The organism is Cohnella faecalis, assembly GCF_003570905.1.
Taxonomy (GTDB): Bacteria; Bacillota; Bacilli; order Paenibacillales; family Paenibacillaceae; genus Cohnella; species Cohnella faecalis.
Genome location: NZ_QXJM01000014.1, coordinates 99,355 through 109,872, shown reverse-complemented (window position 1 = coordinate 109,872; position 10,518 = coordinate 99,355). Strand labels below are relative to the sequence as shown.

General features: G+C 53.5%; 10 protein-coding genes. 8 read left to right on the top strand and 2 right to left on the bottom strand.

From position 1 onward, the window contains the following. Nucleotides 1-54: 54 nt before the first annotated feature. From D3H35_RS01860 to D3H35_RS01815, 8 genes are all read left to right on the top strand, one after another. Nucleotides 55-279 (top strand): hypothetical protein, encoded by a 225-nt coding sequence (locus D3H35_RS01860; RefSeq protein WP_147355710.1) that lies wholly within the window; start codon nt 55-57, stop codon nt 277-279. A gap of 336 nt (nt 280-615) precedes the next feature. After that, nucleotides 616-960 (top strand): hypothetical protein, encoded by a 345-nt coding sequence (locus D3H35_RS01855; RefSeq protein ID WP_119147519.1) that lies wholly within the window; start codon nt 616-618, stop codon nt 958-960. 31 nt (nt 961-991) lie between these two features. Beyond that, entirely contained in the window at nt 992-2,554 is a 1,563-nt protein-coding gene (locus D3H35_RS01850; protein ID WP_119147518.1) for a hypothetical protein, read from the top strand. 33 nt (nt 2,555-2,587) lie between these two features. Then, nucleotides 2,588-2,791 carry a hypothetical protein gene (locus D3H35_RS01845; protein ID WP_119147517.1) on the top strand — a complete coding sequence of 68 codons (204 nt, stop codon included), beginning with the start codon at nt 2,588-2,590 and terminating at the stop codon, nt 2,789-2,791. A 963-nt stretch (nt 2,792-3,754) separates the two neighbouring features. Next, entirely contained in the window at nt 3,755-4,822 is a 1,068-nt protein-coding gene (locus D3H35_RS01830) for a hypothetical protein (RefSeq protein WP_119147514.1), read from the top strand. A 16-nt stretch (nt 4,823-4,838) separates the two neighbouring features. After that, on the top strand, nt 4,839-5,738 hold the full coding sequence (locus D3H35_RS01825; protein WP_119147513.1) for a caspase family protein: 900 nt from the start codon (nt 4,839-4,841) through the stop codon (nt 5,736-5,738). Then, a complete protein-coding gene (locus D3H35_RS01820; protein WP_119147512.1) occupies nt 5,720-6,730 on the top strand; it encodes a hypothetical protein in 1,011 nt (336 codons plus the stop codon). Before D3H35_RS01825 ends, D3H35_RS01820 begins: the two co-directional genes overlap by 19 nt. A 205-nt stretch (nt 6,731-6,935) precedes the next feature. Further along, on the top strand, nt 6,936-8,075 hold the full coding sequence (locus D3H35_RS01815; protein ID WP_119147511.1) for an amidohydrolase family protein: 1,140 nt from the start codon (nt 6,936-6,938) through the stop codon (nt 8,073-8,075). Here the strand turns inward: D3H35_RS01815 and D3H35_RS01810 are convergent. Together D3H35_RS01810 and D3H35_RS01805 are read right to left on the bottom strand one after the other, a co-directional pair. Further along, nucleotides 8,066-9,748, bottom strand: a complete 1,683-nt coding sequence (locus D3H35_RS01810) for a ribonuclease J (RefSeq protein WP_119147510.1) — start codon at nt 9,746-9,748, stop codon at nt 8,066-8,068. The two genes, D3H35_RS01815 and D3H35_RS01810, sit on opposite strands and share 10 nt — an antisense overlap. Nucleotides 9,749-9,880: 132 nt before the next feature. After that, complete coding sequence (locus D3H35_RS01805) at nt 9,881-10,471, bottom strand: DUF2238 domain-containing protein (protein ID WP_233567704.1); 591 nt, start codon at nt 10,469-10,471, stop codon at nt 9,881-9,883. Between the last annotated feature and the right edge of the window lie 47 nt (nt 10,472-10,518).

Genomic DNA, 10,518 nt, shown 5'->3' with positions numbered 1-10,518 from the left:
GTATCCAGCTCGTGCCCGATTTGATTCAACTTCGATCTGGTGAAGCTCGTTAAGGTGACGCTCCATTATGCGGACGAAGCGAACGGCATCGACGAGACCAAAGACTTCTTGTTCAAGAAGGGCGCCCAGGAAGCGAAGTGGGAGTTTACCTACAAAGACAAATCCAAGCAAGTTTACGAATGGAGAGCGTCTTACTTCATGGTCGACGGATCGGTGAAAAATATCGAGCCTGGCAACACGTCGGAAAAAACGATCGTATTGCCGGAAACGCCGGCCTAGGAGGCGATAAAATGCTGTACCTGGCTCCGCCTTATTATATGATCAACCGGGTGTCGGTCTTTCGCGATCACGAGGATCCCTTGCAATGGTACTACCTGCCAGCACCGCCTAGACTGACCGAGGTTACGGACGAACAAACGGGCGTTTCCGTTCCCCAGCTTCAGGTCATCCAATTTCGGAGCGGCCAGACAGCGGCGGCTTCCTCAATTTCGATGTCAACCTGGGAGTCGATCCCGACGTGCTGGAGGAGATCCGGGATGAGATCAAGCGCTCGGAGCATCTGCGCGAGTCGCCGCGGCTTGCTCCGTTCCGTTAATCGACGGAACGGTAAAGCTAATGCTGTTCGACAAGCAAACCGGCGATGCGCCATCGCCTGCAGGACCGAAGATATCTTTCGCTCTTAGCTTCAGCCATAACGCGAAGCCTGCCTTGTATGGAGACAATCAGTCGGCATTCTCGGTGCAGTTGACCAAAGAAGGCGTCATTGCTCTGAGAGAGGCGCTGCAAGGGGAGATGTCGCCGATCGGAATTATTTATTCGCTTGATTATTTGGCGCTTCGCCCGGCTTATTCCGTTCGGCTGAGCATCGACTGGGAACGAGTGCAGAACCATCTTGACGAGACTTTCGGCTCCGATTCCATTTTTATCAATCCCAAATTACGGAAGCCGTCGATAAATTGATAGACAACCGGTCATCGTTATCGAAGACGATTTGTTCGTCGTCGAAGGCGAGGACGAAGGGCTGACGGCCCGGCATGAGCAAGCGGTTGACGAAGTGCGGAGCATGATTACCGACGCTTTCTTCACGCCGAGCTTAAATCCGATCGAGCCGGAAAAAGAGGATACCTGGGACAAGATCGAACATCTCGCCAAAACCTCTTCCGCGCTTGCCGTAACGGGCGGATGGGGCTCGTTAGTCAGCTTTTCTTATCGTCAAATCGATTACACGCGTATCGATCGCAAAAGACTGAACGTCAACTTCAGCGAACGGACCGCGGTCAAGAAATCCATCTATCCGCAAGGCCACTTGAGCGGCCTGTTCAAATCGCTGCGGGAGCCGGGCATCGATCTGAGCCGCTTCGTCCTGTCGGTCGATCTGATCGATCCTTGGTTCGAGCTCCGGAAAATCCAGGTCATTTCCCGAGCCGATTACCAGGAGGATGACATCGCTTCGATCCACGTTACGTTGGAATACGGGAATCAGGTGAAATCCGTCTTACTGGATTCGTCGGCTTCCACCTTTAACCTTGAGTGGAACAGCATTCTTGACAACGGTGAGGTGCGGCGTCAAGCGGTGTATCGCTACAAGGTTCTCTTTCGCCATGTCGACGGGACCGAGCGCCCGCTTTCGCTGCAATCTCCCGACATTATCGAACGAGGCGACGTTGTGGAAATCCTTCCAAGAGAGCTGTATTCCATCGTCCCGGTCCCGATTCAGGCGTTGAATTTTCCATGGGAGCGTTATTCGCATGTCGAGGTTCGGACGCAATACGAGGATCCCGAGCATCGGATCAGCCAAGCGGACAGCTTTGTGCTGAGCAAGGAAACCGTCACCGAAGCGAGCTGGAAAATGTTCGTCATGGACTCCGGTAAAACCCGTTTCCGCTACAAAATCATTTATCGCGCGGTTGATTTTCGGGACGTTGAGCTGCCCTGGATGGAGACGGATGAGGAACGGCTGACGATCCGCGATCCTTTTCCGACGAAGCGCACGCTGGAAATCGTTCCGCTGTTCGACTGGACGAAGGTGGACCGGGCTTTCGTGGACGTCTCGTACGAGGACCCGAATAATGGCGTGCTCGAAGAGCAGTCTTTCGAATTCAACGATAAGTCTGTCGCGACCGGGCGCTTTGTCGTTGCACTCCAGGACGCAAACCGGAGGCAGGTCGGATTCAAAGCGACGATTATTCGCAAAGACGGAACGCTGTCCGAGGTTCCGCAGTCGTATACCCTCGAGAGACGTCTTACCGTAAGGGAGGATATGAACGGGCATAAAGTCGTCGCTATCCGGCCCGGGGACGGCGATTTCGCGGAGCTCAAACTTCGCGAGATTATCGTAAAACTCCGATACGATGACCCGGAACGCGGCTTGAGCTTCGCCGACGAGTTCGCATTCAAATCCGCCGCCGACCGCGCGAGCTTCGAGTACGACTATACCGCCGAAGGTCCTGCCGGTTACCAAATCCAGATCGTTCGCCGCTTTACGAACGGCTTGAGCAATATGATCGACTGGAAAACGAGCGATGAGCCGGATGTCGTCGTTCCGTTGAACTAGCGAAACCTAAGATAGGGAAGGAGGAACGGCAGCATGCTCCTATTAGGCAGCCGAACGATTACGATTGAGGGAATAACGATTTTCCCCGATCACGCCGACCCCGACCAGTTCTGGTACTTGCCCGGACCGGTTCAGCTTGCCCGCCGCGACGGTCGGGCCGCATTCACTTTCATTAAGTACAAACCGGCAGCCGTAACCGGCGGGCGAAGGGCGGCGGGTTCCTCATGTTTGAAGTGAACCTGCGGCTCGATCCGGCGCTGGAGCGTCGAATATTGTCCAAGCTGCGTTCGATCGCGAAGGATAAGCCCAATCTAGCCGTCGTTCCTTTCGACGAAGGTACCGTCCAATGCATCGCTCTTAATTTGCAAGGGCGGGGGGAGCATTGGCGCAGCCGGCCGGTCCGGGGTCGTTCAACGCGGTCGAGAAAATTCTCGGCTCGTCCATCCCATCGCTGCAAGGAGACAACACCGCGGTATTCAGCCTCACCCTTAGCCAGGAAGGGCCACTTTGCTGGAAAAAGCGTTCGAGCAAGGGACCGAACCGGTAGGCGTCATTTACGATCTTAAGTTCACCGGGATGCGTCGGCTCTGAACGTCGAGATTACGGCCGATTTGGAGCGCGTATACACGCAGATTAGCGGGGCGTCGAGGCGCAAGTCTATTTCGTCCGCGCCGGCATCGACGCCGCGTTCGAAAAGCTGGTGCAGGACGGGGCTATTAAAATCAAAGTGGTCGATTTCACCGGAGAGCAGGACGAGAAGGAGAAGGAGAAATGGGCGCTCGACTTCTTCAAGGAAAACCTTCTCCGGCAATGGTTCGAGCCTACGCTTACGCCGGGACAAGTCACGGGCGGCTTCGTTCAGCCCGAATCTCTCGACAGCGTATTCAAGCGCGGCAACGAGCTGCGGCCGGCCGCGACACCAGCCCCGCCGCGCCCCGAATTCACAGGCTCGACAACGGCTAAGCCGGAATCGAAAAGCCCGACCGAAGGAACCGGCAACGGCGATGCAGCGGGCGGCCACAATCCGCCGACTCCGGAATCGCCGCCCGCCGCTTCGACAAGTCCGACCGAAGGAACCGGCTTCCCCATCGCTTCCGATAAACCGATAGCTGCCGTCGCTGTCGGTGTCAATATTCCTCCTTCGCGGGCAGTCAATCTGCCCGCAGGGGTAGCCTCCGCTCCCGGGGAGCGGGCAGTCCGGTGCTCGTATCTTTCAAGCTTCGAATTGTTCATCAGGAGGAGCGCAAGCATATTAAACTCGTTTATGACCGTTCCGAGGCAACGCAGCGGACTTACGCTCCGCAAAGCTTTATCGGGCTGCTCGTAGCCGATCTCGAAAAAGGCAAGCATTTCGTCGAAGTCGATCTCGACGATCCGTTCTTCCGCGTCTTTACCGTCTCGGCGGAGGCGCCCATTGACTTCGGGCGGATCGGCTTGCATTCGGCGCACCTGTCGCTCGATTACGGAAATCCGGCCGATCCGGCCACGCTGAAGCATGCGGATTTCGTATTCGACAAGGATCGCGCCGAAGCCCGCCGCTTTGAAGTCTTCATGAACGAACGGCTGGACACCGATTACGAGTATTCCGTCCAATACCATTTTGATCCTTTATCGGGGTGGGAAGGAAGCAAGACAAGCTACGAGCAGCCGCCCCGGCGAAAGGAAGATCGGACGCTGCTGCTCAATCCTTTCGAGGACATCGGGTTTCTTGAGCTGCAAGTGAAAGCTTCGAATGTGGATTGGGGCGTCGTCGACTCGATAGAAGTTCGTCTCGAATACCGGCAGCCTGGCGGAGAGCTTCTGAGCAAGGTACTTATTCTAACCGAGCAGGCCGGTACACTGTCATGGAATATTCGTCTCGACGACAAGACGAAGCGAACGTACACCTACCGTCTCGTCCATCGTCTGAAAGACGGGACGAACAGAGAAACGGAAACGTTCTCAAGCGAAGCTTCGCTCCTTCCCGTCGACGATCCGTTCCCGGCATCTATTCGCATTCAATTTTTGCCGTTGTTTGATACCGAGAAAGTCGAAGCCGTCTTCATCGACGTGGCGTATTCCGATCCGGACAATCGCTACGAACGCGAAGAGCAGTTGAAAATCAAAAAAGAGATGACCGACTCTGTTCCTTTGACTCTTGCTATCGTAAATCCGGCGTTAAAAGCGTTCCGATACCGGCTAACTTTTATTGGAACGGATCGATCGATGAGGCGCGGGGCGTTCGTCGAAACGGCCGAGACTCTCATTCCGGTGAGAGAAGATGTCTAACAAGGAGGAATGCTAATTGACCAAGCGAGCCGTCGTCGTCGGCGTCAACGATTACTCGGTGCAAGGCCCGGCTTTCTCGAATCTGAAATGCTGCGTTCCCGATGCGCAAGCCGTCTATCACCTGTTGGTCGACGCTTTTCTGTTCGATCCGAGCCAAATCTGGGTGTATCTTGACAGCAAAGCGACATCGTCGAATATCCGCCAAGCGATCAGGTATATGCTGTCGATTTCGGAGCCGGGAGACGTTGCGTGTTTGTATTTTTCCGGGCATGGAGGCTTGCACTCAATTACTGCGGATACGTACTATCAAACGATCATTCCTTATTCCGGCTCCTATATCAGCGATTGGGATTTGGCATTGGCAGCCGAGTCGCTTGAGCCTTCCAAGGTCAACTTCACGGTCATTCTCGACAGCTGTCAATCCGGCGGAATGCACGAGGAATCCGAGCATCCGGATGCTATTAAATCCGTTCGTTATGCGAGCGATTTCGTCAACCGCCTTATCGCTTCGCTGCAGAAAGTCATTCCCTTCGGCGTGACCGTTCCGAACGTACAGGCTTACAGCTCCAATGTAAACAATGTGCGACAAGGAGATGCCGCTCTTGTATGCATGGATGAAGACCCGAATCAGCTGTTCATTCCGCTGGCGAAATCGACTTTGTTGTCCGCATGCCGATGGGACGAAAGCGCAGGCGAGCCGAAAGTTCCGTCGGCCACAGCCAATCACGGTTATTTTACTCAAGCTCTGTTGGACCTGGTCAACCAAAGCGGCTTCCAGATCGATCACCGCAGTCTGCATCAGAAGGTGGTCGAGCGGGTTCACCAGTTAACCGGGTCATCCCAAACGCCGCAAATTCGCGGCCAACAAAATCGGATGGAGGAGGATTTCTTACTGGGGTGGAGAGACAGCCGATAGAAATAGCGTTTGAGCGATATCGCGCGGAATCGCCCGAACCGGCTAAGCGGGCGGCCGCCGCGCTCAAGCGGCTGCTGGCCGGAGTCGAACGATCGCTATGGCCCGAGGTGGCTTGGCAATTCAGCAGCCTTACCGGAGACGGCTTTCCCGTTGAACTGGCCTTCACCTCCACCGGGGAAGCGATCCGGTATGTCGTGGACCCCTCCGGACCGGAAATCGATTCGTCTATGCGGCTTCGGCGGGCGCTCGCCGTCATCGAGGAGCTGCGGGGGACGAATTCGTCCGCGACGACGGAACGGATTCGTCCGAGCTTTGCCGGCGCCGGCGATTTTTATTCTCATGCAGAGCGGCTTCTGCGAATCCAATCGTCAGGCGGCGGGCTCGCGTACGGCGCATGGATTGGCGGCCGTCACGATTCGGACGGCGATCGATTCAAGCTCTATGCCGAGGTGCCGCAAGGAAGCTCGACGGAGGCCGACGAATGGGTGCGGAGCGTCCTTGGAGACAGGCCGCTGTTGCTCGGACGGCCGCCGATCCTTCGCATGGTCGGACTGGAGCCGGATTCCGGCCGTATCGAATGGTATTTTCGAGTCGAGCGAATGGAGCCGTGGGAGATCAGTCGGATAATGGGGATGCTCGGCAAGTCGGAGCAGGGGGAGCAGCTGCTCGGACTCGTCGAGGAGTTCGCCGAAAGATCCGTCGCGACGAGTTTGCCTTGTACGCGCAACGGATTCAGCATCTCCACAGACGCGAATGGGGCTCCTTCCGTGTTCTCACTGTTTTGTCTCGCTAAAAGGTTGGCGGGCGGAGACGGTCGAATACGCGGCAAGCTGCTTAATATCGCCGCTCGGCGAGGTTGGCCACTTAAGCATTACGAGGCGATATCGGCTCCGTTGGCGGATCGGGAAGGGACGAGAACGAAGCACGGCATCCTATCGTTTGTTGCCGCGCCGGAAAATTCGGTTCAATTGCACGTAGGCCTTAGACCATAATTAAATGTGAAAACACCTTCAATGACTTTCGAGCATTGAAGGTGTTTTGGCGTTGAATGAATTAGAAACGGCTTTGTTACGTTTCTTAATCGTATATTTAAATCCATAAATGACATATTTGTGATATGATTTCTTTTGTTGAAAGCGGCAGCTATTTATCGGATTATGTTTCAATATTTATAACTAGGCGATCGGACGTGTTGAGATGATCGGAACGAAGAAGTTGGGCAAAACGGCACTTATTGCAGCGGCGGGACTCGTCACTGCGGCCGCTATTATGATCTTTACGAAGCCGGATGAGACACCGCCGGCAGCAACCGCTCAAGCTTCCGCTGAATCCGGCGAACCAACGTCATCGCCAAGCGCTCTGCCTTCGGCTCCCGCTGCGGAGACTCCAAGTCCCATAAGCGTTAAAGAAGCGCTTGCGGCCAAGTATGCCGATCTCGGTCTCATTGACGTACACAATCATGACGCTCCCCGGTATGCCGACTCTCTTCGTACCTGGGATCGTTATCATGTCGGTAAAGTCGTGCTGTTCGGCGATATTTCGGAGCCTTCCGCGATGCTCACGGATGCGATGTCTTGGGAAGCGTACCGAAGTTATCCCGATCGTATTTATCCGTTCTTTTCCGGCTTCGACATGTTCAAGAAAGAGGGGCTTCAAACGGTAAGAGATCAGTTGGAGAAAGGGTACTTGGGTATCGGAGAGACGGTTGCGGCTTCTACTTTATCGCCTGTGCTGCAGAATGTCATCTGGAAAGCGGAGGACCCTATGGACGGCAATTTGCCGGACGTCTATGCACTGTGCGCCGAGTATAACGTCCCGATTTTACTGCACATCGATCCTCCTAACGGCACTCCTGTCGAGAAGCTTAAAGAGGCGCTTGATCGTTATCCGGATACGAAGATCATTTTCGCCCATGCCAACGCTTATCAGGGCGCCGTTGCAATCGACGATTTATTGGAGGAGCATTCCAACCTCTACATCGACTTTTTTGCCGGCTTCACTTCCTATAGCATAAGCAGTCCCTATAGGACGGAAGCCTACATTGATGTCATCGAGCGGTATCCGGATCGGTTTTTCCTAAGTACGGACGGCGCATTCGACATGACCTACGACGAGGCGATCCCGGCGATGTACGAAACGCTTGAAATGCTGAAGCCAGAGACGAGGAAAAAGGTCGCCAGCGGCAATTTTCAGAAAATCATTGATGCCGAAAAGCCCACAAAGACACAATTGCAGCGTTACAAGGAGCTGGGCGGAACCGAGCAGGATGTCGCCAAGCTGACAGCGCTAAGCCGGCACGAAATGAACAAGCTTCTGTTCAAGCTGGGCTACACCTGAATAATGATAGGTAAAATCATCGGTCTTCTCTTGGTTTTCGCATACAAGAACTTGCCGACGGAATCTTTGATCGTTTGCTTATAGATGCTCCAGGAATTGTTCATCTTCGCGTACTCCTGCTGAAGCTGCTCTACTTCTTTTAACGTAATGCGATGAACCTCTTCGAGCAATCCTTCGGATTCTTTGACGAAGACGAAACCTCGCGAGATGATATCGGGTCCCGACACGATCTTGTTGTCCGATTTTCCGAGTGTCAGTACGATAATCAGAATACCGTCCGCAGACAAGACTTTGCGATCGCGCAATACGACATTCCCGACGTCGCCGATCCCAAGGCCGTCTACGAACGTATTCCCATTCGGCACCTTGCGTTCTTGAATGGCTTCCGAGCCTACGATGTCCACGACATCGCCATTGTTAACGATAAAAATGTTGCTCGCCTTAACCCCGACGGCTTCGGCCAACAACCGATGCTGGTGGAGCATTCGGTATTCGCCGTGAATCGGAATAAAGTATTGAGGCTTCATTAGAGTAAGCATCAACTTCAGTTCTTCCTGGCTTGCATGGCCCGATACGTGCATTCCCGTCGCCGAACCCGGTCCGTAAATCACTTTTGCTTTTTTTGCAAAAAGATTATCGACGATGCGAGCTACGTTGCGTTCGTTGCCCGGGATCGGCGAGGATGCGAAAATAACCGTGTCGCCCGGGTTCACTTCGATTTGTCGATGATTGCCTCCGGCTATGCGGCCCAGTGCCGCCATCGGCTCGCCTTGGCTTCCCGTACACAGAATGACAAGCTCATCCCGCCTATAGTTGCCCGCCTCGGCGACATCCAGCAGCATATTCGAAGGTATATTCAAATAGCCGAGAGAAGAAGCGACGTCCGCAACGTTGACCATGCTCCTGCCCAGAAGAACTATTTTACGATTCACAGCCGTTGCAGCGTCGATAATTTGCTGAAGTCTGTGCACGTTGGAGGCAAAAGTGGTAATAAATATTTTCCCGTCCGCGTTTGTGAACGCTTCATGGATATGCCCGCCGACCAAACGTTCCGATGGCGTAAAGCCTGGACGCTCCGCGTTTGTGCTTTCGGACAATAGGGCGAGCACGCCGTTCATGCCGATTTCCGCCATTTTGTGAATATCCGCGAATTGGTTGTTAACCGGAGTCAAATCGAACTTGAAGTCGCCGGTATGCACGACGGTGCCTTGCGGAGTATGGAAGGCGATCCCCAGACAATCGGGTATGCTGTGATTAGTGCTGAAGAAGCTTATAGAAACGGAGCCTAAGCGCAGTCTCGTATCGGAATCGATCTGATGGAGCGTTGTCGTACCTAGCAGTCCGTGTTCTTTCAATTTTATTTTAATTAAGCCGAGCGTTAGCCGCGTAGCGTAAATGGGCATGTTCAATTGCTTGATAATATAAGGAATGCCCCCTATATGATCCTCGTGACCGTGCGTAACGACCAAGCCTCTGACGCGATTTTGATTTTCAAGCAAATAGGTAATGTCCGGTACGATCAAATCTATCCCGAGCAGGCTCTCATCCGGAAACTTCGAGCCGCAATCGACGACGATAATGTCGTCATCGTATTGAATAACGTACATATTTTTGCCAATCTCATGAACACCGCCGAGAGCGATGATCGACAGTCTATTTGCAACTTCGTTCATAATCAGCCTCCGAAGGATGTGGGTACCTTTTATTGGATATCCATGTTTTTCCCCTTGCAGCGGCTGTTTATTCTTTCGACATTGTTGGCGGCGATGCAGGATGAAAGCTGCCGCTGTCGGATGAGTGTTCGGTTAAACGGATTTCTTTTTTCTCCGGTTGATCCACGCGGCTATGCCCATCGTTGCAGCCCCGCCCAGCAGCCCCAAGGCCATATCTTTTTGCGTATCGAAAATGTCCCCCTGCATGCCGACGAATTTGGCTTCGCCGCCTTTTCCGGCTGCCAGGGCAGCCAGCATTTCCAGAATTTCGAATGCGGCGCTGAAACCGAGAACGGCGACAACAGTCAAAAAATAGGACCAAAACCCGCGCAGCTTCGCCTTGCATTTTAAAATTTCGAGGAACGGAATGGAGCAGAGCAATCCGAAAAAAAGATGAACGACCCGGTCGTAATAGCTTCTCTTCGTATGAAACGATGATTTTAGCCAATGGTCGAACGGAGTGCCTTCGTAAGTATAATGGGCCGCATAAGTATGAAGACAAAAGAAAACGAACATGACGAAATAGGACAGGTTAGTAAATCGGTATCGCTTGTAAGTGAATACAAGAGTCAGAATGATGACGGCAAGCGGTGCGCTATCGGCGGCCCATTGATTGCGTTTGGTTGGCGATAGGGCCATGTAAGCAAAAAATAGGATAAATATAAAGATAAGAAAATGCAGCAAGGTATTTCGTGCGAAAGGGATGCGGGTGCTTGTCCATTTCAGTCTAT

What these genes read in the sequence shown, in the direction of transcription:
- D3H35_RS01855 (WP_119147519.1), top strand. Translation starts at nt 616, where the DNA reads ATGCTGTTCGACAAGCAAACCGGCGATGCGCCATCGCCTGCAGGACCG.
- D3H35_RS01845 (WP_119147517.1), top strand. Translation starts at nt 2,588, where the DNA reads ATGCTCCTATTAGGCAGCCGAACGATTACGATTGAGGGAATAACGATT.
- D3H35_RS01815 (WP_119147511.1), top strand. Translation starts at nt 6,936, where the DNA reads ATGATCGGAACGAAGAAGTTGGGCAAAACGGCACTTATTGCAGCGGCG.
- D3H35_RS01810 (WP_119147510.1), bottom strand. Translation starts at nt 9,748, where the DNA reads ATGAACGAAGTTGCAAATAGACTGTCGATCATCGCTCTCGGCGGTGTT.